Origin of the sequence: Paracoccus pantotrophus (genome assembly GCF_008824185.1) — a bacterium.
Lineage (GTDB): Bacteria > Pseudomonadota > Alphaproteobacteria > Rhodobacterales > Rhodobacteraceae > Paracoccus > Paracoccus pantotrophus.
The window spans coordinates 241,026-266,033 of sequence record NZ_CP044426.1 but is presented as its reverse complement, the minus strand read 5'-3'; the positions used below and the strand labels follow the sequence as shown (position 1 = coordinate 266,033).

The window sequence follows — 25,008 nt, the reverse complement described above, 5'->3', positions numbered from 1 at the left end:
CGACCCCGCCGCCCGCGCCGGCTTTACATTTCCCGCGCGGCATCCCAAAGGGGCGGCATGTTCGAACTCTCCCTCGATCTCGTGCTGCTCCTGGCCGGCGCCGCATTCGCCGCCGGCTTCGTCGATGCCATCGCCGGCGGGGGCGGGCTGATCACCGTCCCCGCCCTGATGCTGGCCGGCCTGCCGCCGGCACAGGCGCTGGCCACGAACAAGGTCCAGGGCGTCTTCGGCGCAGGGACGGCGGCGATCTCCTATGCCCGCAGCGGGCTCGTGGACCTGCGCGGGCAGAGCGGCGCGGCGGCGGTCGCCTTCGCGGCCGGGCTTTGCGGCGCGCTGCTGGTCAGCTGGATCCCGGCGCAGGCGCTGCGCTACGGCCTGCCGCTGCTGCTGATCGGCATCGCCGCCTTCTTCGCGTTGAAGCCGGGGCTGAACGATACCGACCGCATGCGCCGCATCGCCCCGGCCGCCTTCACCGCCTCGGTCGTGCCCCTCGTCGCCTTCTATGACGGGCTGGTCGGGCCGGGCACGGGATCCTTTTTCATGCTGGGCTTCGTCATGCTGGCCGGCTACGGCATCCTCAAGGCGACGGCGTATACGAAACTGCTGAACTTCGCTTCGAACCTGGGCGGGCTGGTCGCCTTTGCGGCGGTAGGCAAGCCGCTCTGGCTGGTCGGCACCGTCATGGCGCTGGCGCAGATTGCCGGCGCCCTGCTCGGCGCGAGGCTGGCGATACGGATCGGTGCGCGGGTCATCAAGCCCTTGCTGGTCGCAACCTCGACCGCGCTGGCGCTGCGGCTGATCTGGCAGATTCTCTGAAGGTTGGGGGCTTTGCGCCCCCACGCCCGCCGGGCAAGCCCGACGGGCTTCCCCCGCAGGATATTTGCCCAAGGAAGAAGCGGCCGGGGCCTGGGGTTCTTTCTTGTCCAAATATCCTGGGGGAGCGCGGAACGCGCGGGGGCAAAGCCCCCGATCTGATCGGGAAGGCTGCGCGCCCGGATCAGCTCGGGAACCCCTCGGCCCGGCGCAATTCGCCCGTCGCCAGGCCGCGCCAGTTGCGCATGGGCCCGGTCAGGTATTTCTGCACCACCGGATGGGCTTCCTCCAGCAGGCCCAGATGCACCATCAGCGCGGTAATCGCGGCCTCGGCGCCGCGGGTGCCGCCATCCGCGATCTTCAGCGCGATGCCCAGCCCGCGTTCGGGGACGATGCCGACGAAAACCGCCTCGGCCCCGGTCTTGACCGCGGCGCGGCCCTGCATGGCCCGCATCAACTCGGTGCAGGCCCGGCCTTCGCCGGCGACCAGCTCCGGATGGGCCAGCATCGCCTCGACCAGGCGCCGCTGCGCCCAGCCCCGCGCGCCGGCGCCCGGCCGGGCGAAACCGGCCATGGCATGGGCCAGCCCCTCGACCGTGCAGGCGAAATTCGGTGCTGAGCAGCCGTCGATGCCCCAGCCGGTCGCGGTCTCGCCCGTCACCTCCTCGAAGGCGCGGCGCACGGCGCGCTGCACGGGATGGTCGATCTCGACATATTCCGGGCCGGCATTCATGTGCCGTTTCAGCGTCAGGAAACCGGCATGCTTGCCCGAGCAGTTGTTGTGGACCTGGCAGGGGCTTTCGTCCGAGCAGATCAGCCGCTTGCGCTCGGCCGGATCGCCTGGCAGATGCGCGCCGCAGCGCAGGTCGCCGTCGTCGAGCCCCAGGCCGGACAGCCAGGCCGCGACCCGCTCGGTATGAATGCGCCCGCCGCTATGGCTGGCGCAGGCCAGGGCCAGATGCTCGCTTCCCAGCCCCGCCGCATCGGCCGCCCCGCTTTCGACCAGCGGCAGCGCCTGGATCATCTTGCAGGACGAGCGCGGATAGATCACCGCACCCGGATTGCCCCAGGCTTCGACGATGCCATTCGCGTCCGATATCACCACATGGCCCAGATGGGTGCTTTCGCGCATGCCGCCCCGCCACAATTCGATGAGTCTGGCTGCGGTCATGGTTGCTTTTCCTCTGACAATCGCGCGATTTTCCGCGAACGGGGGTTTTTCACGGCTTCCTTTTCGCATTATCTTGCCGCCAGATGGTTGAAAACACCACCGTCATCGGCAACAAGCCGGAACAAACCGGACCATGGCAGGAGGCCAGAGCATGTTGAAATTCGCGCCGCGCGCCGCAGCGGCAGCCGCCGCAATTGCGATCGCCGCGTCTTCGCCGGTCCTGGCCCAGGACTCGACGAATGTGATCGGGACCGAGGGCGACTGGACCGTCTTCTCGGCGACCAGCCCCAAGGAATGCTGGGCAGTGTCGGCCCCGAAATCCACCCAGAACCTGGACACGAACGGCAAGCCCAAGGAAGTGACGCGTGGCGACATCCGGCTTTACGTCGCCTATCGGCCCGGCCAGTCGGGCGAGGTCTCGTTCTCGGGCGGCTATCCCTTCGCCCCCGATTCGGCGGTCGAGGTGAATGTCGGCGGCAATGTCTTCAAGCTGTTCACCGAGGGCGAAAGCGCCTGGACCGGCTCTCCGGCCGATGATGCCAAGCTGGTCTCGGCGCTGCGGGCGGGCTCGACTGCGGTGGTGACCGGGCGCTCGGCGCGGGGCACCGTGACCAAGGACACCTTCAGCCTGTCGGGCATCACCGCCGCGACGAACAAGGCCCAGGCCGCCTGCAAATAATCCGCAACTGCCGGAACCGCAGCGGACAGGGGCGCGAGCCCCTGTTTTCTTTTGGGCCGCCTTGTTCTATATAGGCCCATTGCCCCCTTGCCGCCCGGACAAGCCAGCCATGAACGCCCCGTCGCCCGTCACGCCCTCTGCCCCGATCACCCAGGATCTGCTGACCATCCCGCGCAAGCTGCCCGAGACGGCGCGCCGCAACCTGGTCGGCCTGACCCGCGAGCAGCTGCACGAGGCGCTGGTCGAGGCCGGCACGCCGGAACGGCAGGCCAGGATGCGCGTCGGCCAGATCTGGCAATGGATCTATCACTGGGGCGTGCGTGATTTCGCGCAGATGACCAACCTGGCCAAGGATTACCGCGCGCTCCTGGCCGAGAAGTTCGAGATCGCCCTGCCCGAGATCGTCACGCGCCAGATCAGCGCCGACGGCACCCGCAAGTACCTGCTGCGCATCAATGGCGGCCATGAGGTTGAGACCGTCTATATCCCCGAGGAAAACCGCGGCACGCTTTGCATCTCTAGCCAGGTGGGCTGCACGCTGACCTGTTCCTTCTGCCACACCGGCACGCAGAAGCTGGTGCGCAACCTGACCGCGGGCGAGATCGTCGGCCAGGTGCTGGTGGCCCGCGACGACCTGGACGAATGGCCGAAGCCCGGCGCGCCCAAGGACGAGACGCGGCTGGTCTCGAACGTGGTGCTGATGGGCATGGGCGAGCCGCTCTACAATTTCGACAATGTCCGCGACGCGATGAAGGTGGTGATGGATGGCGAAGGCATCAGCCTGTCGCGCCGCCGCGTCACGCTGTCGACCAGCGGCATCGTCCCGGAAATCGCCAGGACCGCCGAGGAGATCGGCTGCCTGCTGGCGGTCAGCTTCCATGCCACCACCGACGAGACCCGCGACAGGCTGGTGCCGGTGAACAAGAAGTGGAACATCGAAACGCTGCTGAATGCGCTGCGCGACTATCCGCGGCTGTCGAACTCGGAACGCATCACCTTCGAATACGTGATGCTGGACGGGGTGAACGACAGCGACGAGGATGCGCGCCGGCTGGTCCGGCTGATCCGCGGCATCCCGGCCAAGGTGAACCTGATCCCCTTCAACGAATGGCCCGGCTCGCCCTATCGCCGTTCCAGCTGGGAGCGGATCGAGGCCTTCGCCGACATCGTCCACAAGGCCGGCTATGCCTCGCCCATCCGCACGCCCAGGGGCGAGGACATCATGGCCGCCTGCGGCCAGCTGAAATCCGCGACCGAGCGCGGCCGCAAATCCGCCGCCCAGATCGCGGCCGAGGCCCGCGCCTAACGGCATCATGCCTTGCGCCTGCGGCCCGGCCGCATGGGTATTTGAAGAACGAAGAAGTCCTGGCCCGACTCCGGGCTTCTTCGTTCCATAAATACCCCTGCAACAGTACCGAAGGGGCGGGGCGCTTCACGAATCCGGCAAGATCCGCGGCGACCTTGCCCCGCGCGCCCCGCAGTCGTAGAAGCGTCGCGACCCGCGAAAGAGGTGCCGCATGACCCGTCCGAAACCCGTCGTCCTTTGCATCCTCGATGGCTGGGGCATTTCCTCGCGACCCGAGCAGAGCGCACCCGACCAGGCCAGGACGCCGCATTTCGACCGGCTGATGCGCGGCTGTCCGCATGGGACGCTGGTGACCTTCGGCCCCGATGTCGGCCTGCCCAGGGGACAGATGGGCAATTCCGAGGTCGGGCACACCAATATCGGCGCCGGCCGCGTCGTGGCCATGGACCTGGGCCAGATCGACCTGGCGATCGAGGACGGCAGCTTCTACGAGAATGCCGCGCTGGGTGAGTTCATCCGCAAGCTCAAGGCCAGCGGCGGCACCGCGCATCTGATGGGCGTCGTTTCGGACGGCGGCGTGCATGGCCATGTCCAGCATGTCATCGCCGCCGCCCGCGCCGTGGCCGACAAGGGCGTGCCGGTGGTGGTCCATGCCATCACCGATGGCCGCGACGTGCCGCCGGCATCGGCCGCGGGCTTCGTCACCGAGCTTCAGCGCGCCCTGCCCGAGGCCGCCCGCATCGGCACCGTCATCGGCCGTTATTACGCCATGGACCGCGACAACCGCTGGGAACGCGTCGCCCGGGCCTATGCCGCCATGGTCCGCGCCGAGGGATTGCCCGCCCCCGATGCCGCGCAGGCCGTGGCCGAGGCCTATGCCCGCGACGAAACCGACGAGTTCATCCAGCCCACGGTGATCGACGGCTATGCGGGCGCCGGGGACGGCGACGGCTTCTTCTGCCTCAATTTCCGCGCCGACCGGGCGCGCGAGATCCTGGCCGCCATCGGCCAGCCGGACTTCGCCGCCTTCGACACCGGCCGGCGGCCGCAATGGGCGGCGCTGCTGGGCATGGTCGACTATTCGGCCAGCCATGACGAATACATGCAGGCCGCCTATCCCAAGCGGCAGGTGGTGAACACGCTGGGCGCCTGGGTCGCGGCCAAGGGCCTGCGCCAGTTCCGCCTGGCCGAGACCGAGAAATATCCGCATGTCACCTTCTTCCTGAACGGCGGCAAGGAAACCCCCGAGCCGGGCGAGGACCGCTTCATGCCGGCCAGCCCCAAGGTCGCGACCTATGACCTGGCGCCCGAAATGGCCGCGCCCGAGGTCAGCGCCAAGCTCGTCGAGGCCATCGAGGCAGGCTACGATCTGATCGTGGTGAACTATGCCAATCCCGACATGGTCGGGCATACCGGCAGCCTGCCCGCCGCCATCCGCGCCTGCGAAGCGGTGGACAAGGGGCTGGGCATGATGCTGGCAGCCCTGGAAAAATCCGGCGGTGCCGCGGTGGTCATTGCCGATCACGGCAATTGCGAGACCACCATCGACCCCGAGACCGGCGGGCCGCATACCGCCCATACCACCAACCCGGTGCCGGTGATCGTCTTCGGCGGGCCCGAGGGCGCGACGCTGCGCAACGGCCGGCTGGCCGACGTGGCGCCGACGGTGCTGGACCTGATGGGCCTGGACCTGCCGCCCGAGATGACCGGCACCTCGCTGATCGAGCGGGCATGAAACCCAGGCTGCTGCTGCCCATTCTGCTGGCCTTCGGGCTCGGCTCGATAGCCCCGGCCCAGCCGGCGACGCCCGCGCAGGGCGATTCGCAACTGGACCTGGCCGCGCAGGAGGCGGCCGAGGCGGCCGACCTGCTGCGCGCCGCCGTGGGCCAGCTGGACGAGGCGCTGACCGAGGACGATCAGGTCGCCTCGCTGACCCGGATGATCCGCGCCTATGAGCAGGGCATGGCCGCGCTGCGCGAGGGTTTGCGCCGTGCCGGCATCCGCGAGCAGGAGATCCGCGCCGAGTTCGACGCCCGGCGCGAGCGGCTGGGCCGGGCGCTGGGGGTGATGACCTCGATGCAGAAATCGCCCGAGACCGTGCTGCTTCTGCATCCCTCGGGGCCGCAATCCTCGGCCCGCGCCGGGATGATCCTGTCCTCGGTCGCGCCGGGGCTGGAAGCCGAGGCCCGCGAGATGCAGCAGAAGCTGGAGGAGATCCGCGCCGTGCGCACGATCCAGCTGAACGCCGCGAACACGCTGGCGCAGGGGCTCGGGCAGGTGCAGGAGGCGCGGCGGCTGCTGGCCTCGGCGGTGACGGACCGCTCCAGCCTGCCGGTGCGCTTCGGCGAGGATCCCAGGGAACTGACCGCGCTGGTGGAATCGGCCGATACGCTGGACGCGCTTGCATCGGGCATCGCCGGGATGGAGCAGGACGTGGGCGCCCCCATGGCCGATTTCGAGGGCGCGCAGGGCAGCCTGCCCTTGCCGGTCCTGGGCCGGGTGCTGCACCGCTATGACGAGCCCGACGCCGCGGGGGTGCGCCGGCCCGGCATGGTCATCGCCACCGCACCCGCCGCGCTGGTCACGCTGCCCTGGCCTGCGACGATCCGCTATCGCGGTCCGCTGCTTGATTACGGCAATGTGATGATCGTTGAGCCCGCGCGCGGGTATCTGATGATATTCGCCGGTCTGGCGCAGGTCTTCGGCGAGACGGGCGACGTGCTGGCGGCGGGCGAGCCGGTGGGGCTGATGGGCGGGCAGGAACCGCCCGCGCAGGAGTTCGGCGCCGAATTCGTCGCCAATGCCGCCGCCGGAGGCGGTGCTGGACAGACCGAGACACTGTATGTTGAACTTCGCAAGGGCAAGGAAACACTAGACCCGGCAGAGTGGTTCGTGATGAATCCCATTGTCGGAGAGGCCGCGGACGGGACAGGCCGCAACGCAACCGGGCAGGACGGAACTGAATGAAACATTATCTTCTGGCAGGGGCGATCGGCACGCTTGCGGGCATCACCGTCGCCACCCAATTCGCCGGCCCGCTGGTCGCGCAGGAATCGGGCAGGAACGCCTCGGTCTATGAGCAGCTGGACCTGTTCGGCAACGTGTTCGAGCGGGTGCGCGCCGACTATGTCGAGCAGGTGGACGACAAGAAGCTGATCGAGGCGGCGATCAACGGCATGCTGACCTCGCTCGACCCGCACAGCTCGTTCCTGTCGGCCAAGGATTACGACGACATGCAGACCCAGACCCGCGGCAGCTTCGGCGGGCTGGGGATCGAGGTCGGGCAGGAGGACGGGCTGGTCAAGGTGATCTCGCCCATCGACGACACGCCGGCGGCCGAGGCCGGGGTCAGGGCCGGCGACTACATCACCCATGTGAACGGCGAATCGCTGATGGGCATGAACCTGGACGAAGCGGTCGAGAAGATGCGCGGCCCCGTCGGGTCCGAGATCAAGATCACCATCCTGCGCGAGGGCGAGAAGGAGCCCTTCGACCTGACCATCACCCGCGACACGATCAAGCTGACCGTGGTCAAGACCCGCATCGAGGGCCATGCCGTGGTGCTGCGCGTCACCACCTTCAACGACGAGACCTTCTCGACCCTGAAGACCGAGATGGACAAGGCGATCAAGGAAGCGGGCGGCATCGACAAGGTGACGGGTTTCGTTCTGGACCTGCGCAACAATCCGGGCGGGCTGCTGAACCAGGCCATCGAGGTCTCGGACGCCTTCCTCGACAAGGGCGAGATCGTCTCGACCCGCGGCCGCAAGCCCGAGGAAAGCGAGCGCTGGAACGCCAAGCCCGGCGACCTGGCGCAGGGCAAGCCCATGGTGACGCTGATCAACGGCGGCTCCGCCTCGGCCTCGGAGATCGTCACCGGCGCGCTGCAGGACCATCGCCGCGCCATCGTCGTGGGCACCAAAAGCTTCGGCAAGGGCTCGGTGCAGACGGTGATGCCAGTGACCTCGGACAGCGCCATCCGGCTGACCACGGCGCGCTATTACACACCCTCGGGCCGGTCGATCCAGTCGCTGGGCATCCAGCCCGACATCATCGTCGAACAGCCCGCGCCGAAACCGCAGGAGGAGGACGAGGCCGGCAAGCCGCGGACCGAATCGAAATTCCTGAACTCGGAAGCGGATCTGCGCGGGGCGCTGAACAACGATTCGATCAGCGACGAGGAACGCAAGCAGATCGAGGAAGAGGCCAAGCAGGTCGAGGCCACCGCCAAGCTGCGCGAGGAGGATTACCAGCTGGCCTATGCCGTGGATATCCTCAAGGGCCTGGCGGCGGTGGACTATCATGCCCAGGCCGTGCCCGATGCCGCAAAGCCCGCCGTCACCGGCGAGGATGCGGCCCAGGGGGCGCAGGCGGAATGAGCGCGGACCTGCTTGGTCCCTCGGGCCTGCCCTATCGCCCCTGTGCGGGCGTGGTGCTGATCAACCCGGCGGGGCTGGTCTTTGCCGGGCAGCGCATCGACAATCCCGGCCCGGCCTGGCAGATGCCGCAGGGCGGCATCGACCGGGGCGAGACCCCGCGCCAGGCGGCGCTGCGCGAGCTGGTCGAGGAAACCGGGGTGACCACCGACCTGGTCGATGTGCTGGCGGAAACGCCGGGCTGGGTGACCTATGACCTGCCGCCGGAACTGCTGGGCAAGGTCTGGAAGGGCAAATACGGCGGCCAGAAGCAGAAATGGTTCGCCATGCGCTTCCTGGGCGATGATTCGGCGGTACGGATCGCCACCGACCATCCCGAGTTCGACCGCTGGCAATGGATGCGGGCGGCGGATGTGGTGGACAGCATCGTGCCCTTCAAGCGCCAGGTCTATGCCCAAGTGCTGGGCGAGTTTCGCGACATCCTAGCCTGAATGGGCTCGCACCGCGCCTCATGGCACGGGCGGGATGGGTATTGGGGAAACGGTGAAATGCGCGCGGGCGGCCTTCGGAGCCGCCCTTTATCCTAGCCGCGCAGCATGGCCAGCAGGCGGGTATCGGCATAGCCGTCGGGCGTCACGCCGCGGGAACGCTGGAAGGCCTTGATCGCCTCGGTCGACTGGCTGCCGAGCTTGCCGTCCACCCCGCCGGTGTCGAAGCCGCGGGCCATCAGCAACCGCTGGATCTCGGCCTTTTCGCTGTTCGACAGCGTGCGGTCGCCGCGCGGCCAGCTGCCCTGGATGCCGCGGCGGCCGGCGATGGCCTCGCCCAGATAGGCCACGCCGAGGGCGTAGCTGTCCGAGGCATTGTATTTCAGGATGGCGCGGAAGTTTTCCGTGATCAGGAAGGCCGGGCCGCGGGCACCTGCCGGCGCCAGGATCGAGCCCGAGGGCACCGGCGCACCGCTGACCGTGCGCACCCCCATCGCCGCCCATTGGCTGCCGGAATGCTGCACCGACTTGCCGGCCTGGTTGAAGTCGAAGCCCGGCGGCAGGATCACCTCGGTCCCCCAGCTCTGGCCGGGGCGCCAGCCGTTCTGGCGCAGATAGCTGGCGGTCGAGGCCAGCGCGTCGGTCGGGTCGTCCGACCAGATGTCGCGGCGGCCGTCGCCGTTGAAATCGACCGCATGGCCGAGGAAGGACGAGGGCATGAACTGCGTATGCCCCATGGCCCCGGCCCAGCTGCCGACCATATGGGCGCTGTCCACGTCGCCCGACTGGATGATGCGCAGCGCCGCCACCAGCTCGCCGGCGAAAAATTCGCCGCGCCTTCCGTCATAGGCCAGCGTCGCCAAGGCCGGCACGATCCGGGTATTGCCGCGATTGGCGCCGAAGTTGGATTCCATGCCCCAGACCGCCAGCACGATCTCGCGCGGGACGCCGTAGCGCGCCTCAATGGCCGAAAGCGTGCCGGCATATTGCGCGGCCTTGGCGCGGCCGGTCGCGCCGCGCGTGCCGATGGCGCCGTCGAGGTATTCCCAGACCGGCTTGGTGAACTCGCTTTGCTTGCGGTCGAGCGCCACGATGCCGGGCTGGTAATGCGCCCCGGCCATGGCGCTGTCGAAGGTCGCGGGCGAGATGCCGGCCGCCAACGCGCGCGGGCGGAAGCTTTGCACCCAGTTGCGGAAGCCCGCCTCGGAGCCCTGCCCGCCGGCCGTGGGCAGCCCGCCGAAATGGCCGCCGCCGACGGCGCCCGGTCCCTGGTTCAGCGACACGCCGCAGCCTGCCAGGGCAAGGGTCAGCACGGCCATGGTCGCGATGCGCGAGATGCGTCTGGTCATTCTGCCTGTCCGTTCCGTATTCTTGTTCTGCCTGCTCTGCTTCGGGCCAGTCTAGCCCAGCCGGGCACGGCTGGATAGGGGCGGATCAGCCCTGCTCGTCCCAGAGCGGCTCCATCTGCGCCACGATCACCGCGTTCTCGGCCAGCGCGCGGTCCATCAGGGCGCGCTCCTCCTCGGGGATCTCGTGACCCTCGGCCAGGCGCTCGTCGATGCTGCCGTGGCCGGTGACTTCCAGCGGCGCAAGACCGGCCTGCTTGAGGATGGCGACCGTCTCGCGCACCGCCTCCTCCTCGGTCACGCCCGAAGCATAGCAGACCAGCGCCGCGCCGCTGGCCTCTGCGGGCAGGCCGTCATCCGCGGCGCGGCCGACCTGGACCAGAAGCGTATAGACCTGTTGCATGGCTTTCCCTTTGTCGCGATCTGCCGTCATATCGCCCGAAACGGATGGAGGAGACAATGAGCAAGAGCTTGCGCCGCGTGCAATCGGCGCTGGAGGCGGCCGGCCTTGCCGCCCGGATCCGCGAGACCGACGACAGCGCCCGCACCGCCCAGGGCGCCGCGGCGGCGGTCGGCTGCGCCGTGGACCAGATCGCCAAGTCGGTCATCTTTCGCGGCGAGGAAAGCGGTCATGTGGTGCTGTTCCTGACCGCCGGCGGCAATCGCGTCGATCCGGCCAAGGCGACCGGGGTGGCCGGGCAGCGCCTGGACAAGGCCGATGCCGAATTGATCCGGGCCGAGACCGGCTTTGCCATCGGCGGCGTCGCCCCGGTCGGGCATCTGCGCCGGATCGAGGCCTGGCTGGACCCGCGCCTGCTGGATTTCGACCTGGTCTGGGCGGCGGCGGGCACGCCGCGCCATGTCTTTGCCATCGCGCCCGCGGATCTGCTCCGCATTACCGGCGCGAAGGCGGCGGATTTCACCGCCTGAGATGGGAAGGGGGCGGGAATGACCCCGCCCCGATCGCTATCCGGCCACGGCGCGGTAAAGCCAGATCAGGATCACCGCGCCGATCAGCCCGGCCACGCCCTGCGCCAGCCAGCTGCCGGCCTGGGCGTTCAGCCCGACCAGGCCCAGAAGCGCATTGCCGACGATGGCGCCGACGATGCCCAGGATGACGTTGAGGATGATCCCCGTGTCCGCCTTCATGATGCTGCTGGCGATCCAGCCCGCAAGACCGCCGACGATGATCGCGGCCAGCCAACCCAAACCCTGCATGTGAAACTCCGCTTTCAGGATGCCTGTCAGGGTTGAACGCAGCGGCGGCGCTTGGGTTTCACGCCGGGCTCACGCAAGGGCGAGCCCGGTGCAGGGGCGCAGCGGCTCAGTCGCGCAGCAACTCGTTGATCGAGGTCTTGGAGCGGGTCTGCGCATCGACGCGCTTCACGATCACCGCGCAATAAAGGTTCACGCCGTTCTTCGAGGGCATCGAGCCGGCGACCACCACCGAACCGGCCGGAACCTCGCCATACATGACCTCGCCGGTCTCGCGGTCGACGATCTTGGTCGATTTGCCGATAAAGACGCCCATGCCTAGGACCGAGCCCTCGCGCACGATGCAGCCCTCGACCACCTCGGAACGCGCGCCGATGAAGCAATTGTCCTCGATGATGGTGGGGCCGGCCTGCATCGGCTCCAGCACGCCGCCGATGCCGACGCCGCCCGACAGGTGCACGTTCTTGCCGATCTGCGCGCAGGAGCCGACGGTGGCCCAGGTATCGACCATGGTGCCCTCGTCGACATAGGCGCCCAGGTTCACGAAACTGGGCATCAGCACCACGCCCTTGGCGATATAGGCCGAGCGGCGCACGACACAGTTCGGCACGGCGCGGAAGCCGGCAACCTGCCATTGCGCCTCGCCCCAATGGGCGAACTTGCTGTCCACCTTGTCCCACCAGGTGCCGCCCTGCGGGCCGCCCATCTGGACCTCCATGTCCTTCAGGCGAAAGCCCAGCAGCACGGCCTTTTTCGCCCACTGGTTGACGTGCCAGTCCTGGCCGCGCTTTTCGGCGACGCGCAGAACGCCCTTGTCCAGCGCCTCCAGCGTGGCCTCGACGGCGTCGCGGACCTCGCCCCTGGTGGCGGGGGTGATCTGGTCGCGGATCTCCCAGGCGGATTCGATGGCGGCTTCAAGGGCGTCATTCGACATGGTCTGGCCTCTCAACGGTGGAAACTCTTGCCCGAGGGCTATAAGCCGAGGGCTGCGGCCGCGCAATGCGGCGGTTTCGGCCAGAGGTTTGGATGACAGAACTTGACGAGCGCAGCCACCCGTTCCGCGACAGCCATCAGGACGTGGCCGTGGCGCAGACCACGCCCGACACGGCACAGACCCGCGCGCCGGCCTATCGGCTGGCTTTTACCGATACCGAATTCCTGCTGCGCGAGGAACTGCGCCCGGTGCGGTTGCAGCTTGAACTGCTCAAGCCACAGATGATCATGGATGCGCGCGGCATCCGCTCGACCGTGGTGATGTTCGGCGGCGCCCGCATCCCCGCCCCCGAGCGGCGCGAGGGCGCGCGCACCCCGGCGCTGGCCGCCCTGTCGCATTACTATGACGAGGCGCGGCGCTTTGCCCGGCTGATGACCGAACGCAGCCTGAAAAGCTATGGCGCCGAGAACGTGATCTGCACCGGCGGCGGGCCGGGGGTGATGGAGGCGGGCAACCTGGGCGCGCATGAGGCGGGCGGCGCCTCGATCGGCCTGTCCATCGTGCTGCCGCACGAGCAGACGCCGAACGCCTATGTGACGCCGGACCTGTGCTTCAACTTCCACTATTTCGCCATCCGCAAGATGCATTTCCTGATGCGGGCCAAGGCGGTGACCATCTTTCCCGGCGGCTTCGGCACCATGGATGAGATGTTCGAGGCCCTGACCCTGATCCAGACCGGCCGCATGCGGCGCGTGCCCTTCATCCTGTTCGGACCGGAATTCTGGCACAAGGTCATCAACTGGCAGGCCCTGGCCGAGGCCGGCACCATCAGCCCCGAGGATCTGGAACTGATCAGCTTCGTGGAAAGCGCCGACGAGGCGGTCGAGATCATCGACAACTGGGTCGTGCCCTGCGCCTGAAACGGGCAGCACCGCCCGGACCCTCCGCACCTGGGCCCCAATTCGCGGCTCCGGCCCATTGGCCGATCACCCGCGGCCGCGGTCCGCATATCGCCGCGGCCCTTCGCCTCGGCGCCTTTTCCGGCCGGCTGCCGCACGCTCCTCGGCGCCTTTCCGGCCGGTAGCAGCACCCTGAGGCCCATGGCCGGCAAGGCATCATCCCGGATCGCGGCAGGCCGTCGCATTTCGCCGCCGCCCGCCGCACCTTTCCCGGTCAACTGCCGCGCCGCCGCGGTCGCGGATTGGCAAGGCGTCGTCGCGGATCCTGTCGTACAGCGGCGTTGATCGGCGGGCGTTCCCAGAGGCCGGGGAAAAACCTGTGCCGCGAGCCCTTTCGGACCATCAGCACCGCGCCGTTCCGGCCGACCGATCCGCCGCTCGCGCAAGGGCTATTTCGGCCACCAGGCAATGAAATCGCCCGCCGCGACGGTTGCTGGCTGGTCGCCGCCCCGACGTTCCGCCGCTGCCGGCGCCTGCTGGGCCTGGGTCGCACCGTGGCGATAGGTCGCATGCGACAGTTCCGGCCGCAACTCGGGTTCCGGCTGGTCCTCGACCGCGCGAATCACGATGGTGCCCAGCTTCAATGCGCGCTGGAAGGATTCGTCGTCGCCATAGATCGCGGTCAGGAAGCGGATCACCTTGGCACGGAACACGGCGCGATCCTGCGGTCCGTCGGCATCCTCGGCCGCGGCCCCGGCCGGCGCATTGCCTTGCGGCGCCCGGGCCGATGCGGCCTGCCGCGCGCGGCCGACGCCCTGGCGGCCAAGCTGCGTGTCCTGGGCCACCCCGCCCGATTCCTCGACCGGCGGCACCTCGGGCTGGGCGCGGGCAAGGGTGGGGCCGATGATTTCGACTTCTCGCGCCGCCGGCGTGGCGGCGGGACCGGCCCGGCTTTGGATCTGATGAACGACTGGAATCATGACACACCCGCGGATACGTGATCTGGACAGGCTTATCCTAGCCGTTTCCCGGCGGATTTCACCCGTTCTTTGCCGGATGTTTTCTTAAAATCCTAGCGATCTGAAGGGCTTGTCATTCCCGGTGATAGGGGCTGCCGGCCAGGATGGTGGTGGCGCGATAGATCTGCTCGGCCAGCATGACGCGGGCCAGCATATGCGGCCAGACCATGCGGCCGAAGCTGATGGCCAGATCGGCGCGGTCGCGCAGGCCGGGGTCGATGCCATCGGCGCCGCCGATCACGAAGGCGACATCGCGCGCCTGGTCGCGCCAGCCGGCAATGCGGCCGGCAAATTCGGGGGAACTCAGCATCTGGCCGCGCTCGTCCAGCACCACCAGGGCGGCACCGTCAGGAACGGCCCTGGCCAGCAGCGCGGCCTCGGCCGCCATGCCGCCGCTGCGCCTGTCCTCGACCTCGGCCAGGGTCACGGGCGGCAGGCCCAAGGCGCGGCCCGCCTTGGCGTGACGGTCCAGATATTCGGCGATCAGCTTCGCCTCGGGGCCCTGCCGCAGCCGCCCGACCGCGGCAATGACCATGCGCATGGATCAGATGCGGGGCTTGCCGGCCTCGGCGGCGGCGTGTTCGGCGCGCAGCCGCTCCAGCGTGGCCGAGCGCAGGGCGTCGGCGGGCATCCACATCTTTTCCAGCTGATAGAACTCGCGGACCTCGGGGCGGAAGACATGGACGATCACGTCGTCGGTGTCGATCAGCACCCAATCGCCGGTTTCCTTGCCCTCGATGCGGGCCGAGCGGCCGGTCTGCTCCTTCAGGCGCTCGATCAGCTTTTCGGCGATCGAGGCCACCTGCCGCGCGTTCCGGCCCGAGGCGATCACCATGTGATCGGCCATGGCCGAGCGGCCGCGCAGGTCGATGGTCACGACATCTTCGGCCTTGTCGTCGTCAAGAGAGGCAAGAATGCGGTCCAGTAGCTGATCGCTCGTCAGCCCGGATTCCGCGGTGGTCGCAGCCGGCGCAGCAGCCGGCGAGACGGTATTGGACAGGGTTCATCCTCCGGTCATCACGCCGATCTCCCCCGGCGCCGGGGCCTTACCAATGTAGCACGGAATCGCGCCCGCTCAATGCAGGCGCGGCGGATTTCTGGAGGCATCGCCCGCCGGACAGGCCGAAACCGGCAGATTTCCCCAGGGATCGGCGCATCTGACCTGCCCCGGACCCCAGGCCAGGTGCCGGCTTTCGACGCCCGCCGCCGCCCGCGCCTGCTTGAGCGGTGTATCCGCCCAATGTACCGCCAGCGCGAAAACGGCCACGCAGATCAGCGGGATCGCCCGCAGGATGATGCGAATCAGCATGATCGGTCCCCTTCCGTGACTTTTGGCACCAAGATAGGGACGATTTCTCAACTTGGAATTAACAGAGCCGTGTGGCGATATTGAATATGAAGTGAAATCGCCCTATTAATCCCCCTATGCGAGGATTCGTCTATTTCGACATTCACGACCGCGCCCGCCTGCCCGGCCGGTTCTACGGCGAAAGCCTGTCCGTCACCGCCCGACTTTGACGGGAGCGGGCGCCTGCGCGCGCCCTGCCGCAGGCTGCGGCGCCCCCTCCGCCCTTTCCCAGCTAGTCTTCCAGAAAAGAGACAGCCATGACCGGCAACACCAATGCGGGCGCGCCCCGCACCCTCTATGACAAGATCTTCGACGCCCATGTGGTCGAGCGTTCCGAAGACGGCACCTGCATCCTCTATATCGACCGCCACCTGGTGCATGAGGTGACCTCGCCCCAGGCCTTCGAAGGGCTGCGCATGGCCGGGCGCAAGGTGCGCCGCCCCGACCAGACCATCGCCGTGCCGGACCACAACGTGCCGACCACCGCCGACCGCGTGGACGGGATCGAGAACCCCGAGGGTCGCATCCAGGTCGCCGAACTGGACAAGAACGCCCGCGAATTCGGGCTGAACTATTATCCGATGAACGACATCCGCCAGGGCATCGTGCATATCGTCGGGCCGGAACAGGGCTGGACCCTGCCCGGCATGACGGTGGTCTGCGGCGACAGCCATACTGCGACCCACGGCGCCTTCGGCGCGCTGGCGCATGGCATCGGCACCTCGGAAGTGGAACACGTCCTGGCCACCCAGACGCTGATCCAGAAGAAATCCAAGAACATGAAGGTGGAAATCACCGGCAAGCTCCGTCCCGGCGTCACCGCCAAGGACATCACGCTGGCGGTGATCGGCAAGACCGGCACCGCGGGCGGCACGGGCTATGTCATCGAATATTGCGGCGAGGCGATCCGCGAGTTGTCGATGGAAGGCCGCATGACCGTCTGCAACATGGCCATCGAGGGTGGCGCCCGCGCCGGCCTGATCGCCCCGGACGAAAAGACCTTCGACTATTGCAAGGGCCGCCCGCACGCCCCGAAAGGCGCCGCCTGGGAGGCCGCGGTCAGCTGGTGGAAGACGCTGTTCAGCGACGAAGGCGCGCATTGGGACAAGGTCGTCACCATACGCGGCGAGGACATCGCCCCGGTCGTGACCTGGGGCACCTCGCCCGAGGACGTGCTGCCAATCACCGGCACGGTCCCCGCCCCCGAGGATTTCGAGGGCGGCAAGGTCGAGGCCGCGCGCCGCAGCCTCGACTACATGGGCCTGAAGCCGGGCACGCCGCTGAACCAGATCAAGATCGACGCGGTCTTCATCGGTTCCTGCACCAATGGCCGGATCGAGGACCTGCGCGCCGCCGCCGGCATCCTCAAGGGCCACAGGCTGGCGCCGGGCGTGCGCGGCATGGTCGTGCCGGGCTCGGGCCTGGTCAGGATGCAGGCCGAGGAGGAGGGTCTGGACAAGATCTTCATCGACGCCGGCTTCGAATGGCGGCTGGCCGGCTGCTCGATGTGCCTGGGCATGAACCCCGACCAGCTGGCGCCCGGCGAACGCTGCGCCGCGACCTCGAACCGCAATTTCGAGGGCCGCATGGGCCGCGGCGGCCGCACCCACCTGATGTCGCCGGTCATGGCGGCGGCGGCGGGCATCAAGGGCCACCTGACCGATGTGCGCGAACTGCTGGCGGAAACCGTCTGATGCTTCGGGTGGGGCCCCTAGCGGCCCCGCCGCAGAAGCATCAGGGCGTTGATCGCGATCAGCACCAGCCCGGCGTTCTCGAACCAGAAATTGAGCCCGAGCTTCGCGAAGTCCAGGCTGAGGAGCCTGTCCACATGATGAAAGCCCACCGCGCGCACCAGCACGAAGCCGCACAGCAAAGCCAGCCCCGCCAGGGCAAGGCCGTTGCGGCGCATGCGCCCGCGCAGGGTGTTCGTCGCCCAGGCCAGCGCGATCGCCACGCCCAGCACCAGCCCGGCGATGAAGGCCAGCTGCACCAGATGGCGGTCGTCGTACCAGCCCTGCGCCCGCGCCATGCAGCGCCCGGCAGCCGTCAGCGCGGTCTGCAGGTCAAGCTGCTTGTTCAGCCCCAGGAAGGCCATCAGCCCGGCGGTCGTCAGCCACAGCCCGCGCGCAGCGCCGGCCGGACGGCGGCGCAGCACCATGACGGCCAGCACGAAGCATATCAGATACGAGAGCACCGTCAGCCAGCCGGTGATCTCGGGGTCTCCGATCTGCGGCCTCCAGTCGCGCGCGATGCAGGCGCGCAGGGCCGCAAAGCTGGAAAACCCGAAAAACATCAGCGAAGCCCTTTCCATGCCGCAAGGCGCCGGACGGGTCTCGGTTAACGGGCCACGGCGGCCCAAGTCAATTCTGCGAGGATCACGACATGGACAAGTTCACCACCCTGACCGGCATCGCGGCGCCCATGCCGCTGGTCAATATCGACACCGACATGATCATCCCGAAACAGTTCCTGAAGACGATCCACCGCTCGGGTCTGGGCAAGAACCTGTTCGACGAGATGCGCTATGACGCCGAGGGCAACGAGATCCCGGATTTCGTGCTGAACCAGCCGGCTTACCGCGAGGCACAGATCATCGTCGCCGGCGACAATTTCGGCTGCGGCTCCTCGCGCGAGCATGCGCCCTGGGCGCTGCTGGATTTCGGCATCCGCTGCGTGATCTCCACCAGCTTCGCCGACATCTTCTACAACAACTGCTTCAAGAACGGCATCCTGCCTATCGTCATGCCGCAAGAGGTGGTGGATGTGCTGATGGAGGACGCGAAAAAGGGCGCCAATGCCCGCATGACCGTGGACCTGGAAAACCTGACCGTGACCACCTCGGACGGGCAGAGCTTCCCCTTCGAACTGGACCCGTTCCGCCGCCATTGCCTGCTGAACGGGCTGGACGACATCGGCCTGACCATGGAAAAGGCCCCCGCCATCGACGCCTACGAGGCGCAGATGGCCCAGAGCCGGCCTTGGGTGTAAGGCCGCTGGCCGGGGCGGCCCTGCTTGCCATCCTGGGCCTGGCCGCCCATGCCGATCCGCTGCGGATCGCGACCTACAGCCCCGACCTGTCGCGCGACGGGCCGGGGCTTTTGTTGCGCGACCTGGGCCGCAAGGACGCTCAGATCGAGGCGGTGGTGCAGGTGCTGGCGGAAACCCGCCCCGACATCCTGCTGCTGACGCATTTCGACTGGGACCACGACGGCCGGGCGCTGGACGCCTTTGCCGCAAGGCTGGCCGAGGCCGGGCTGGACTATCCGCACCGCTTCGCCACCCGGCCGAATTCCGGCATGGCGACAGGGCTGGACCTGAACGCAGACGGGCGGCTGGGCAGCGCCGACGATGCGCAGGGCTTCGGCACCTTCTCCGGCCAGGGCGGCATGGCGATCCTGTCGCGCCACCCGATCGGGCCGGTGACGGATTACACGGCCTTCCTGTGGCGCGACCTGCCCGGCCACCTGATGCCGCCGCTGCCCGAGGAAGCGGCGGCGATCCGCCGCCTGTCCTCGACCGCGCATTGGGACGCGGTGGTCACGGTCGCCGGCCGGCCGCTGCACCTGCTCGCCATGTCCGCGACGCCGCCGGTCTTCGACGGACCCGAGGATCTGAACGGCCGGCGCAACCATGACGAGCTGGCCTTCTGGCTGCATCACCTGCCCGACGGCCCCTTCGTACTGGCCGGCAACCTGAACCTCGACCCCCTGGACAGCGAGGGCCGGCCCGAGGCGCTGGCCCGGATCATGGCGCATGTCACCGACCCCCTGCCTCGCAGCGCCGGCGGCACCGCGGCCAAAGGCGGCGTCAACGACGGCCACAAGGGCGACCCGGCGCTGGACACCGGCGACTGGCCGGACGACAAGCCGCCGGGCAACCTGCGCGTGGATTACGTCCTGCCCGCGAAAGGGCTGGCCGTGCTGGGCTCGGGCGTGTTCTGGCCGGCCGAGGGCCCGCTGGCCGAGGCCGCGCTGGCGGCTTCCGCGCACCGGCTGGTCTGGGTCGACCTGGACTGGCCGCCGGAACCCTGATTGGCACGGCCTACCCGCCACCCGGCGATTCCGCCAGCCCGATCCCCCGCCATCTTCTTCGTTCTCCAAATACCCATGCGGCAGCGCCGCCCGCCGACCCGTCGCCCGCTCTCCGACCCCGCCGCAGCTTCCCCCCGATTCCGCTTGCCGCCGCCGCGCCATCGCAGGTAACATGCGCGTGTATCGGTGCCCCTTTCCGGGGCCAAAAGGGAATGCGGTGCAGCCCTGGGCATCCAGGACCAAATCCGCAGCCGCCCCCGCGACTGTAAGCGGAGAGCGGACGCCCATCGCGCCACTGGCCATCCGGCCGGGAAGGCGGGCGTCTGCCGTGACCCGCAAGCCAGGAGACCTGCCGATGCATGGAACCGCAACGTCGTCGGGTTGGACGACATAAGGAAAGGGTCGCAGATGACCGCAAAACCCATGACCGCCGCAGGGGCCAGCCGCGCCTCGGTGCTGTTTCCCGCCATCGCCGCCTTCGCGATCGGCTTCGGGCTGATCTTCATGTCCGGGCTGGTGCAGGCCGAGACCCTGCATGACGCCGCCCATGACGTGCGTCACGCCACCGGCTTCCCCTGCCACTGATGTTCTCGCGCATTCTGACCAGCGGATTGATCGCTGGCGCTGCAACGGGGCTGATTGCCGCCCTGTTGCAGCTTTGGTTCGTGCAGCCCGTGCTGCTGCATGCCGAACTGTATGAATCCGGCCAACTGGCGCATTTCGGCGCCGAAGCCGTCAGCGCGCATCAGGATCTGGGATCCTTCGAATGGACCCGCAACCTGCTTTCGGTCCTGTTCACCATGATGGTCTATGCCGGCTACGGGCTGATGCTGGTGGCGCTGATGGCGGTTTCCGAATCGCGGGGCAACGCGGTCACGGCGCGGCAGGGGCTGCTTTGGGGCCTGGCCGGCTATCTGACCATGCAGCTCGCCCCCGCCTTCGGCCTGGCCCCGGAAGTGCCGGGCGTCGCCGCCGCCGATGTGCAGCTCCGCGCGATCTGGTGGCTGGGCACCGCCGCCACCACCGGGCTCGCGCTGTGGCTGGTCGCCTTCGGCAAGGGCTGGGCGGCCTGGGGCGCGGCCATCGTGCTGATCCTGGCGCCGCATCTGATCGGCGCGCCGCAGCCCGACAGCTATGCCGGCCCGGTCCCGCCCGAGCTTTCGGCGGAATTCGCCGGCCGGGCGCTGGGGGCGGGCGCGATGGCCTGGGCCCTGCTCGGCCTGCTGGCCGGCTGGTTCTGGCAGCGCGAAGGCCAAGGCGCACCGGTGCCGCAGGCCGCCTGATCGGCGCCGCAACCCTTCCGGCCGGGCGTGCCTGCCGCGCCCGGCTGTTCCATGAAACGGGGAAAAGACATGGATCGCTCGATCCCGATGCTGCTGATCGGTCTGGTCTTCGGCGGCGGCATGGGCTTCGTCATCGCCGCCGCCAACGGCATCACGCTGGACGGCCACGACCACGGCGCGCATGGCCATGGCGCCCAAGCCGCGGCGCATGACCACGGCGCGCCCATCGACCTGCCCGCCGGCAGCGCCACCGCCGCGGCCCGGCTGGAGCCCGACAGCACCGCGGGCTGGAACCTGTTCATCAAGGCCGAGGGCTTCTGCTTTGCCCCCGAACATGCCGGGCTGGCCGACCGCCGGGGCGAGGGCCATGCGCATCTTTACCTCAACGGCGCCAAGATCGCCCGGCTCTACGGCCCGGCCCATCACCTCGACGCGCTGGGGCCCGGAGACCGGCTGCGGGTCGAGCTGAACTCGAACGACCACCGCCCGCTGACCGTCTCCGGCTGGCCGCTTGCCGTCGAGCTGACCGTGCCCGACCGGCCGGTGGGCATCCGCGCCGGGGCCGCGGGCCTGCCCGACAGCGCGATCTGCGCGGCGCCGTGATGGAGTTCGGCGCCGAGGACAAGGCCGCCTTGCAGCGCATCCTGCGCTGGCGCCGCGACGTGCGGCATTTCCGCGACGCCCCGGTCCCCGAACCGCTGCTGGAGGAATTGCGCGCGGCGATGGAACTGTCGCCCTCGGTCGGCAATGCCCGGCCCTGGCGGGTGATCCGCGTCGAAAGCCCCGATCTGCGCGCCGCGATCCGCGCCGATTTCCTGCGCTGCAATGCCCAGGCCGCCACCCGCTACCAGGGCCGGCAGCGGCAGGCATACGATGCGCTGAAGCTGGCCGGGCTGGACCGCGCCCCGGTCTGGCTGGCCGTCTTTACCGAGATCGACCCCTCCGAGGGCCACGGTCTTGGCCGCGCCACCATGCCGCAGACCCTGCGGCAATCGACGGCCATGGCGATCCATGCGCTGTGGCTGGCGGCACGGGTGCGCAACCTGGGGCTTGGCATGGTCTCGATCCTCGATCCGGCGCGGATCGGCCCGCTGCTCGCGGTGCCCGAAAGCTGGGAGTTCTCGGCGCTGCTCTGCCTGGGCTGGCCCGAGTTCACCGACGACACGCCGCTGCTGCACCGCACCGGCTGGCAGGAAAACACCGCCCCCGGCTGGCAGCGGCGCTGAAAGGCCCCACCGCATCCGGCGGGGCCGCCTGGTTCAGGGCTGCGAGGTGGCCGGGCCCATGGGCTGGCCGTTGACGGTAAAGGGCCCGCCGCCCTCGGGCATCTGGATGTCCCAGAGATGCTCGCCGCTCGCGCCGGGCTTGGCCATGGCGCGGGCCATGCGCAGCATCATCAGCGGCTGGCCGGCCTCTTCCTGCGGGGCGGCGGCCAGCGCCGCCTCGACCTTGTCGAGCCCCATGGCCGAGATCAGCACCGCGCCGGTGGGCGCAGCCCCCGGACCCGCCGCGATATCGGCGCGATAGTCGATCCGGTAGCCGTCGCCCTTGATCTGCGAGGGCGCAAGCGTCAGGTCGGCCGTGCCCCTGGGCAGCAGCGCCGCCTGCAACTGTTCGGGTACCAGCCGGGCAAAAGGCTCGTCGGCGGCCAGGTCGAACCCCTCGATCAGCATCTTCGCCGGTGCCGCCAGATCGAAGCCCGAAGCGGTGAAGTCCAGCGTCATCTCTTGCGGCAGGATCGGCACGGCCCAGGGCGGCAGCACGCCTTCGGGCACGGTCAGGCCCGACAGCGCCACCCGTTCGTGCAGCCGGCCGTCGGCGGTGGCACCGGACAGGCCGATCGCCACCTTGGTCGAGGCAAGGCCGAACTCGCCCAGCGGAGAGCCGATCTTCAGGTCGTGCAGCACCGCATCCATCGACAGGTCTTCCCATAGCGGCATGGCCGCGGCCAGCTTGTCGCGCAGCCCGTCCTGCGCGCCCTTGATCAGTTCCTCGGACGGATGGGCGACGAACCAGGAAAGCAGGGACAGCACGCCTTCGCTGCGCATGCCGGTGATCTGGCCGCTGCCCTCGTAGCCCGGCGCGGTGATCTGGAAGGTCATCGGCTGGCCGCCCGGACCCATCAGGATCTCCTGCGACTGCTCCAGCCCCTCGGCGGTGAAGCTCATGGCCTGATCGACGCCGCCGGCCTTGCCGGGCGCGCCGTTCACCGACCATTCCATTCGCGCCGTGCGCTGGTGATCGCGCGAAACCACCTGCGGCTCGGCCGAGGGCTGGTCGGGCGCGGTTTCGGCAGCAGGCAGCGGCGGCGCATATTGCACCGATTCGATGACGTAATCCGTCATCACCGCCTTCTGTTCGCGAAAGCTCATCAGCGATTCGTCCCAGATGCCGGTCGATTCGACCCTGGTCGAGCCCTTCTGCTCGAACATCTTCGGCACCACCACCGACCAGCTCAGCACCTGGTCCTCGCTGACGCCCCAGCTGCCGTCGCCATTGTCGGTCAGCCGATAGGTCAGGGCCGAGACGCTGACCTGGGCCTGATCGGCCGGAACCTGCGCCAGAAGCGGCGCCGGATCGATGCGCAGCTCATAGCTTTCGCCCTGCGGGGTGACGGCGACCACGCCCTCGGTGCCGCCGAAATAGGTCTGGAAAACGCCGCGCAGCCTTTGGGCCCCCTCATCGGTGGCGGGCACCGCCCAGGCCGCCGAGACGGGGCAGATCGCCAGCAGTGCCACAAGGCCTTGTCTCGCAAACATGTTCGAACATCCTTTCGAAAAATCACTCGTTCTGCACCAGCGGCAGATGACAGGAAACGGGCTAGAACTCCACCCCAGGCTGGGCCTTGATGCCGTCGCGGAAGGGGTGCTTGACCTGCTCCATCTCGGTCACAAGATCGGCCAGCGCGACAAGTTCCGGCTTGGCATTGCGCCCGGTCAGCACGACATGGGTCATCGGCGGCTTTTCGCTGCGCAGGAAGTCCAGCACCTCGTCCAGGTCCAGGTAGTCATAGCGCAGGGCGATGTTGATCTCGTCCAGCAGGACCATGCGGATCTGCGGATCGCGGATCAGTTCCTTGGCCTTTTCCCAACCGGCGCGGGCGGCGGCGATGTCGCGCGCCTTGTCCTGCGTCTCCCAGGTGAAGCCCTCGCCCATGGCGTGAAACTGGCACAGACCGGCGAAATGCGCGGTCAGCAGCCGCCGCTCGCCCGTGTCCCAGGCGCCCTTGATGAACTGCACCACCGCGCAGGGCATGCCATGGGCGATGCAGCGCAGGATCATGCCAAAGCCGGACGAGGACTTGCCCTTGCCCTTGCCGGTATGGACGATGACCAGGCCCTTCTCGCCCTGCTTCTCGGCCATCATCCGGTCGCGGGCAGCCTTGATCTTCGCCATCTTCTCGGCATGGCGGGCGTTGTCGTCGGTCTGCATCGGGCACTCCTTCGCTTGACAAGTCGGGACCGGGCGCGCACAGACAGGGGGCGCTGGTTCCTGTCCTACGACAGGCGAAGAGGGAATGCGACAGGCAACCGCCTGGAAGCAGCCGCCCCCGCGACCGTGACCGGAAAGGTCGCCCCATGGCCACTGGCGAAAGCCGGGAAGGCGGGGCGGCCGTGGGCCAAAGCCCGAATCCGCAAGCCGGGAGACCTGCCAGCGCGCGAAGGATTGACCGGCGGACGGGGTGTTCCCGCTGGGGCTTGGGCGCTGGTCCCCTGCCTCGTGCCGCCTTGAGGGATGAAGGGCGCATGACAGTCACGCTGCATGTCTGCATCACCTGCCGCGCCGGCCAGCCGGTGCTTGAGGGCGAGCCGGTGCCCGGCGCGCGGCTGCATGACGCGCTGGCAGCCGAAGGCGCACCGGATGGCGTGCGCATCGTCCCGGTCGAATGCCTGTCCGCCTGCGCCAGCGGCGCCGCCATCGCGCTGTCGGCGCCGGGCCGCTGGACCTATGTCTATGGCCGCATGTCGGCCGAGGACGCCCCCGAGATCCTGCTAGGCGCCGCCGCCTATGCCCAGGCCCCCGACGGCATCGTGCCCTGGCGCGAGCGTGTCACGATTTTCCGCAAGCGCAGCCTCGCGCGCATTCCCCCGATCGGATAA

Annotated in this window: 29 protein-coding genes and 2 riboswitches; of the genes, 17 read left to right on the top strand and 12 right to left on the bottom strand. The window is 68.6% G+C overall.

What is annotated here, in order from left to right; genetic code table 11:
- Positions 1–57 precede the first annotated feature (57 nt).
- Positions 58–816 (top strand): TSUP family transporter, encoded by a 759-nt coding sequence (locus ESD82_RS11745; protein ID WP_024843024.1) that lies wholly within the window; start codon positions 58–60, stop codon positions 814–816.
- A 181-nt stretch (positions 817–997) separates the two neighbouring features.
- On the opposite strand, the gene ESD82_RS11740 is transcribed toward ESD82_RS11745, so the two are convergent.
- Positions 998–1,984, bottom strand: a complete 987-nt coding sequence (locus ESD82_RS11740) for an asparaginase (protein ID WP_024843025.1) — start codon at positions 1,982–1,984, stop codon at positions 998–1,000.
- A gap of 151 nt (positions 1,985–2,135) precedes the next feature.
- Between ESD82_RS11740 and ESD82_RS11735 the strand changes: the two genes are divergently transcribed.
- The 6 genes from ESD82_RS11735 (at position 2,136) to ESD82_RS11710 (ending at position 8,836) form a co-directional block, all read left to right on the top strand.
- Positions 2,136–2,663 (top strand): invasion associated locus B family protein, encoded by a 528-nt coding sequence (locus ESD82_RS11735; protein ID WP_024843026.1) that lies wholly within the window; start codon positions 2,136–2,138, stop codon positions 2,661–2,663.
- Positions 2,664–2,772: 109 nt separating this feature from the next.
- Entirely contained in the window at positions 2,773–3,969 is a 1,197-nt protein-coding gene (rlmN, locus tag ESD82_RS11730; protein WP_024843027.1) for a 23S rRNA (adenine(2503)-C(2))-methyltransferase RlmN, read from the top strand.
- A gap of 211 nt (positions 3,970–4,180) precedes the next feature.
- A complete protein-coding gene (gene gpmI, locus ESD82_RS11725) occupies positions 4,181–5,704 on the top strand; it encodes a 2,3-bisphosphoglycerate-independent phosphoglycerate mutase (protein ID WP_024843028.1) in 1,524 nt (507 codons plus the stop codon).
- The gene (locus ESD82_RS11720) at positions 5,701–6,936 is read left to right on the top strand and encodes a murein hydrolase activator EnvC family protein (protein ID WP_028709893.1); all 1,236 of its coding nucleotides are present in this window, start codon (positions 5,701–5,703) and stop codon (positions 6,934–6,936) included. Before gpmI ends, ESD82_RS11720 begins: the two co-directional genes overlap by 4 nt.
- On the top strand, positions 6,933–8,348 hold the full coding sequence (locus ESD82_RS11715) for a S41 family peptidase (RefSeq protein WP_024843030.1): 1,416 nt from the start codon (positions 6,933–6,935) through the stop codon (positions 8,346–8,348). The genes ESD82_RS11720 and ESD82_RS11715 overlap by 4 nt, the downstream gene beginning before the upstream one ends.
- Entirely contained in the window at positions 8,345–8,836 is a 492-nt protein-coding gene (locus ESD82_RS11710; RefSeq protein WP_024843031.1) for an RNA pyrophosphohydrolase, read from the top strand. Before ESD82_RS11715 ends, ESD82_RS11710 begins: the two co-directional genes overlap by 4 nt.
- A gap of 92 nt (positions 8,837–8,928) precedes the next feature.
- Here ESD82_RS11710 and ESD82_RS11705 read toward each other — a convergent pair whose 3' ends face one another.
- Complete coding sequence (locus ESD82_RS11705; protein WP_024843032.1) at positions 8,929–10,182, bottom strand: lytic murein transglycosylase; 1,254 nt, start codon at positions 10,180–10,182, stop codon at positions 8,929–8,931.
- 85 nt (positions 10,183–10,267) lie between these two features.
- The gene (locus ESD82_RS11700) at positions 10,268–10,582 is read right to left on the bottom strand and encodes a hypothetical protein (protein WP_081750452.1); all 315 of its coding nucleotides are present in this window, start codon (positions 10,580–10,582) and stop codon (positions 10,268–10,270) included.
- Between the two features lie 56 nt (positions 10,583–10,638).
- Between ESD82_RS11700 and ESD82_RS11695 the strand changes: the two genes are divergently transcribed.
- Positions 10,639–11,109: a YbaK/EbsC family protein gene (locus ESD82_RS11695; protein ID WP_024843034.1), complete on the top strand. Its 471-nt coding sequence runs from the start codon at positions 10,639–10,641 to the stop codon at positions 11,107–11,109.
- Positions 11,110–11,145: 36 nt separating this feature from the next.
- On the opposite strand, the gene ESD82_RS11690 is transcribed toward ESD82_RS11695, so the two are convergent.
- Both ESD82_RS11690 and dapD read right to left on the bottom strand, forming a co-directional pair.
- Positions 11,146–11,397, bottom strand: a complete 252-nt coding sequence (locus ESD82_RS11690; protein ID WP_024843035.1) for a GlsB/YeaQ/YmgE family stress response membrane protein — start codon at positions 11,395–11,397, stop codon at positions 11,146–11,148.
- 106 nt (positions 11,398–11,503) lie between these two features.
- The gene (gene dapD / locus ESD82_RS11685; RefSeq protein ID WP_024843036.1) at positions 11,504–12,328 is read right to left on the bottom strand and encodes a 2,3,4,5-tetrahydropyridine-2,6-dicarboxylate N-succinyltransferase; all 825 of its coding nucleotides are present in this window, start codon (positions 12,326–12,328) and stop codon (positions 11,504–11,506) included.
- A gap of 92 nt (positions 12,329–12,420) precedes the next feature.
- Here dapD and ESD82_RS11680 point away from each other — a divergent pair, with 92 nt between their 5' ends.
- On the top strand, positions 12,421–13,248 hold the full coding sequence (locus ESD82_RS11680) for an LOG family protein (protein ID WP_024843037.1): 828 nt from the start codon (positions 12,421–12,423) through the stop codon (positions 13,246–13,248).
- A gap of 428 nt (positions 13,249–13,676) precedes the next feature.
- Here the strand turns inward: ESD82_RS11680 and ESD82_RS11675 are convergent, their stop codons facing one another.
- From ESD82_RS11675 to ESD82_RS11660, 4 genes are all read right to left on the bottom strand, one after another.
- Positions 13,677–14,207, bottom strand: coding sequence for a hypothetical protein (locus ESD82_RS11675; RefSeq protein WP_024843038.1), 531 nt, complete (start codon positions 14,205–14,207; stop codon positions 13,677–13,679).
- Positions 14,208–14,319: 112 nt separating this feature from the next.
- Positions 14,320–14,787, bottom strand: a complete 468-nt coding sequence (gene rlmH, locus ESD82_RS11670) for a 23S rRNA (pseudouridine(1915)-N(3))-methyltransferase RlmH (RefSeq protein ID WP_024843039.1) — start codon at positions 14,785–14,787, stop codon at positions 14,320–14,322.
- Positions 14,788–14,790: 3 nt separating this feature from the next.
- The gene (gene rsfS / locus ESD82_RS11665; RefSeq protein ID WP_028709891.1) at positions 14,791–15,189 is read right to left on the bottom strand and encodes a ribosome silencing factor; all 399 of its coding nucleotides are present in this window, start codon (positions 15,187–15,189) and stop codon (positions 14,791–14,793) included.
- Positions 15,190–15,321: 132 nt separating this feature from the next.
- Positions 15,322–15,555 (bottom strand): hypothetical protein, encoded by a 234-nt coding sequence (locus tag ESD82_RS11660; protein ID WP_024843041.1) that lies wholly within the window; start codon positions 15,553–15,555, stop codon positions 15,322–15,324.
- A 296-nt stretch (positions 15,556–15,851) separates the two neighbouring features.
- Between ESD82_RS11660 and leuC the strand changes: the two genes are divergently transcribed.
- Positions 15,852–17,288, top strand: coding sequence for a 3-isopropylmalate dehydratase large subunit (gene leuC / locus ESD82_RS11650; RefSeq protein ID WP_024843042.1), 1,437 nt, complete (start codon positions 15,852–15,854; stop codon positions 17,286–17,288).
- A 17-nt stretch (positions 17,289–17,305) separates the two neighbouring features.
- On the opposite strand, the gene ESD82_RS11645 is transcribed toward leuC, so the two are convergent.
- Positions 17,306–17,887, bottom strand: a complete 582-nt coding sequence (locus ESD82_RS11645; protein ID WP_051419468.1) for a hypothetical protein — start codon at positions 17,885–17,887, stop codon at positions 17,306–17,308.
- A gap of 89 nt (positions 17,888–17,976) precedes the next feature.
- Between ESD82_RS11645 and leuD the strand changes: the two genes are divergently transcribed.
- The 6 genes from leuD (at position 17,977) to bluB (ending at position 22,134) form a co-directional block, all read left to right on the top strand.
- Positions 17,977–18,582 carry a 3-isopropylmalate dehydratase small subunit gene (gene leuD, locus ESD82_RS11640; RefSeq protein WP_024843044.1) on the top strand — a complete coding sequence of 202 codons (606 nt, stop codon included), beginning with the start codon at positions 17,977–17,979 and terminating at the stop codon, positions 18,580–18,582.
- Positions 18,573–19,625, top strand: coding sequence for an endonuclease/exonuclease/phosphatase family protein (locus tag ESD82_RS11635; protein ID WP_024843045.1), 1,053 nt, complete (start codon positions 18,573–18,575; stop codon positions 19,623–19,625). The genes leuD and ESD82_RS11635 overlap by 10 nt, the downstream gene beginning before the upstream one ends.
- Before the next feature lie 167 nt (positions 19,626–19,792).
- A riboswitch (cobalamin riboswitch) is annotated at positions 19,793–19,996 on the top strand.
- A 37-nt stretch (positions 19,997–20,033) separates the two neighbouring features.
- Positions 20,034–20,210 (top strand): CbtB domain-containing protein, encoded by a 177-nt coding sequence (locus ESD82_RS11630; protein WP_024843046.1) that lies wholly within the window; start codon positions 20,034–20,036, stop codon positions 20,208–20,210.
- Positions 20,210–20,908, top strand: a complete 699-nt coding sequence (locus tag ESD82_RS11625; RefSeq protein WP_024843047.1) for a CbtA family protein — start codon at positions 20,210–20,212, stop codon at positions 20,906–20,908. The genes ESD82_RS11630 and ESD82_RS11625 overlap by 1 nt, the downstream gene beginning before the upstream one ends.
- A gap of 69 nt (positions 20,909–20,977) precedes the next feature.
- On the top strand, positions 20,978–21,511 hold the full coding sequence (locus tag ESD82_RS11620; protein ID WP_024843048.1) for a hypothetical protein: 534 nt from the start codon (positions 20,978–20,980) through the stop codon (positions 21,509–21,511).
- Positions 21,511–22,134, top strand: coding sequence for a 5,6-dimethylbenzimidazole synthase (gene bluB / locus ESD82_RS11615; protein ID WP_024843049.1), 624 nt, complete (start codon positions 21,511–21,513; stop codon positions 22,132–22,134). Before ESD82_RS11620 ends, bluB begins: the two co-directional genes overlap by 1 nt.
- Positions 22,135–22,167: 33 nt before the next feature.
- On the opposite strand, the gene ESD82_RS11610 is transcribed toward bluB, so the two are convergent.
- The gene (locus tag ESD82_RS11610) at positions 22,168–23,667 is read right to left on the bottom strand and encodes a hypothetical protein (protein WP_024843050.1); all 1,500 of its coding nucleotides are present in this window, start codon (positions 23,665–23,667) and stop codon (positions 22,168–22,170) included.
- A 61-nt stretch (positions 23,668–23,728) separates the two neighbouring features.
- Entirely contained in the window at positions 23,729–24,340 is a 612-nt protein-coding gene (gene cobO, locus ESD82_RS11605) for a cob(I)yrinic acid a,c-diamide adenosyltransferase (RefSeq protein ID WP_024843051.1), read from the bottom strand.
- A gap of 37 nt (positions 24,341–24,377) precedes the next feature.
- Positions 24,378–24,578: riboswitch (cobalamin riboswitch) on the top strand.
- Between the two features lie 76 nt (positions 24,579–24,654).
- On the opposite strand from cobO, the gene ESD82_RS11600 reads away from it, so the two are divergent.
- Complete coding sequence (locus tag ESD82_RS11600) at positions 24,655–25,008, top strand: DUF1636 family protein (RefSeq protein WP_024843052.1); 354 nt, start codon at positions 24,655–24,657, stop codon at positions 25,006–25,008.

Bases quoted from the DNA above. Each gene is read 5' to 3' on its own strand.
- ESD82_RS11745 (WP_024843024.1), top strand. From the start codon at position 58: ATGTTCGAACTCTCCCTCGATCTCGTGCTGCTCCTGGCCGGCGCCGCA.
- ESD82_RS11700 (WP_081750452.1), bottom strand. From the start codon at position 10,582: ATGCAACAGGTCTATACGCTTCTGGTCCAGGTCGGCCGCGCCGCGGAT.
- ESD82_RS11630 (WP_024843046.1), top strand. From the start codon at position 20,034: ATGACCGCAAAACCCATGACCGCCGCAGGGGCCAGCCGCGCCTCGGTG.
- cobO (WP_024843051.1), bottom strand. From the start codon at position 24,340: ATGCAGACCGACGACAACGCCCGCCATGCCGAGAAGATGGCGAAGATC.
- ESD82_RS11705 (WP_024843032.1), bottom strand. From the start codon at position 10,182: ATGACCAGACGCATCTCGCGCATCGCGACCATGGCCGTGCTGACCCTT.
- ESD82_RS11710 (WP_024843031.1), top strand. From the start codon at position 8,345: ATGAGCGCGGACCTGCTTGGTCCCTCGGGCCTGCCCTATCGCCCCTGT.
- ESD82_RS11625 (WP_024843047.1), top strand. From the start codon at position 20,210: ATGTTCTCGCGCATTCTGACCAGCGGATTGATCGCTGGCGCTGCAACG.
- ESD82_RS11715 (WP_024843030.1), top strand. From the start codon at position 6,933: ATGAAACATTATCTTCTGGCAGGGGCGATCGGCACGCTTGCGGGCATC.
- bluB (WP_024843049.1), top strand. From the start codon at position 21,511: ATGGAGTTCGGCGCCGAGGACAAGGCCGCCTTGCAGCGCATCCTGCGC.
- rlmH (WP_024843039.1), bottom strand. From the start codon at position 14,787: ATGCGCATGGTCATTGCCGCGGTCGGGCGGCTGCGGCAGGGCCCCGAG.
- leuC (WP_024843042.1), top strand. From the start codon at position 15,852: ATGACCGGCAACACCAATGCGGGCGCGCCCCGCACCCTCTATGACAAG.
- ESD82_RS11690 (WP_024843035.1), bottom strand. From the start codon at position 11,397: ATGCAGGGTTTGGGTTGGCTGGCCGCGATCATCGTCGGCGGTCTTGCG.
- ESD82_RS11695 (WP_024843034.1), top strand. From the start codon at position 10,639: ATGAGCAAGAGCTTGCGCCGCGTGCAATCGGCGCTGGAGGCGGCCGGC.
- gpmI (WP_024843028.1), top strand. From the start codon at position 4,181: ATGACCCGTCCGAAACCCGTCGTCCTTTGCATCCTCGATGGCTGGGGC.
- dapD (WP_024843036.1), bottom strand. From the start codon at position 12,328: ATGTCGAATGACGCCCTTGAAGCCGCCATCGAATCCGCCTGGGAGATC.
- ESD82_RS11600 (WP_024843052.1), top strand. From the start codon at position 24,655: ATGACAGTCACGCTGCATGTCTGCATCACCTGCCGCGCCGGCCAGCCG.
- ESD82_RS11720 (WP_028709893.1), top strand. From the start codon at position 5,701: ATGAAACCCAGGCTGCTGCTGCCCATTCTGCTGGCCTTCGGGCTCGGC.
- ESD82_RS11740 (WP_024843025.1), bottom strand. From the start codon at position 1,984: ATGACCGCAGCCAGACTCATCGAATTGTGGCGGGGCGGCATGCGCGAA.
- ESD82_RS11660 (WP_024843041.1), bottom strand. From the start codon at position 15,555: ATGCTGATTCGCATCATCCTGCGGGCGATCCCGCTGATCTGCGTGGCC.
- ESD82_RS11620 (WP_024843048.1), top strand. From the start codon at position 20,978: ATGGATCGCTCGATCCCGATGCTGCTGATCGGTCTGGTCTTCGGCGGC.
- ESD82_RS11675 (WP_024843038.1), bottom strand. From the start codon at position 14,207: ATGATTCCAGTCGTTCATCAGATCCAAAGCCGGGCCGGTCCCGCCGCC.
- ESD82_RS11735 (WP_024843026.1), top strand. From the start codon at position 2,136: ATGTTGAAATTCGCGCCGCGCGCCGCAGCGGCAGCCGCCGCAATTGCG.
- rlmN (WP_024843027.1), top strand. From the start codon at position 2,773: ATGAACGCCCCGTCGCCCGTCACGCCCTCTGCCCCGATCACCCAGGAT.
- ESD82_RS11645 (WP_051419468.1), bottom strand. From the start codon at position 17,887: ATGTTTTTCGGGTTTTCCAGCTTTGCGGCCCTGCGCGCCTGCATCGCG.
- ESD82_RS11610 (WP_024843050.1), bottom strand. From the start codon at position 23,667: ATGTTTGCGAGACAAGGCCTTGTGGCACTGCTGGCGATCTGCCCCGTC.
- leuD (WP_024843044.1), top strand. From the start codon at position 17,977: ATGGACAAGTTCACCACCCTGACCGGCATCGCGGCGCCCATGCCGCTG.
- ESD82_RS11680 (WP_024843037.1), top strand. From the start codon at position 12,421: ATGACAGAACTTGACGAGCGCAGCCACCCGTTCCGCGACAGCCATCAG.